The organism is Aminobacter sp. P4_D5 (assembly GCF_056401815.1).
In genome coordinates this window covers 1-548 of sequence record NZ_JBFUIP010001249.1, presented here as the reverse complement: position 1 = coordinate 548, position 548 = coordinate 1, and the positions used below count along the sequence as shown (strand labels likewise).

The following is a 548-nucleotide window of genomic DNA, read 5'->3' as shown; positions in this document are numbered from 1 at the left end:
GATCAGCCGGATGGGCCGCGAGGGGAAGGTCTGCGCTGCGACGATGGTGGGTGTCGCCAGCACCAGCCCGGTGCCCAGGAGATCGCGTCTTCTCATGTCTGTGCCTCTTCCCTCGTCATTCCACCCGGATCCGCGCCTCGCGGACCACGCGGCCGATCTTCTCGACATCCTCGGCCATGAAGCTGGCGCATTCCTCGGGCGTGCCGCCTACCACCTCGACGCCCAGGTCGAGCAGCCGTGCGCGCTCGGCGGGCTGGCCGACAATGCCCATCAGCGCCGAGTTCAGCCGCTCCACCGCCGGCGCGGGCATGCCCGCCGGGCCAAGGCAGGCGTACCACTCGTCGATGGCGAAGCCGGGCASGCCGGATTCCGCGATGGTCGGCACGTCCGGCAAATAGGGCGCACGCTGCGCCGAGGTGACGGCGATGGCCCGGAGCTGGCCCTCTCGCACATAAGGCAGGGTGGAGCCGGCATTGCCGAACATGAGCTGGATATGGCCGGCCACCAGGTCCGCCGTGGCCGGCCCGCCGCCGCGATAGGGCRCGTGC

General features: G+C 70.7%; 1 protein-coding gene. It reads right to left on the bottom strand.

Translation table 11 applies throughout. The features are described from left to right. Window positions 1-115: 115 nt before the first annotated feature. Window positions 116-548, bottom strand: a 433-nt coding sequence (locus AC1DWF_RS37770) for a tripartite tricarboxylate transporter substrate-binding protein (RefSeq protein WP_476843532.1), incomplete at its 5' end; no start/stop codon positions are given.